This is a genomic window from Bacillus sp. 220_BSPC (assembly GCF_001054655.1).
Lineage (GTDB): Bacteria > Bacillota > Bacilli > Bacillales > DSM-1321 > Peribacillus > Peribacillus frigoritolerans.
Genome location: NZ_JVPL01000031.1, coordinates 1 through 203 on the forward strand (window position 1 = coordinate 1; position 203 = coordinate 203).

General features: G+C 36.9%; 1 pseudogene. It reads right to left on the minus strand.

What is annotated here, in order from left to right:
• A pseudogene (locus ADA55_RS30220) lies at positions 1-203 on the minus strand (transposase); the annotation flags it as partial.

Genomic DNA, 203 nt, shown 5'->3' on the forward strand with positions numbered 1-203 from the left:
CGAAAGTAAGCATCGCCTGCATCGACAATTTTTTAAGTCCCCTTAAAGTAATCCAACGCATATCATGCTTTTCTTTTGCATCTGCGAATATCACGCTCAATCGTTTCTTTACGCTTCGCATATATAGGGTTTACATCTTGATGATAACGCAGATGATCTAAAGTAATCATTTCAAGTTGATCTCGCTGAATAGAATCATGTTT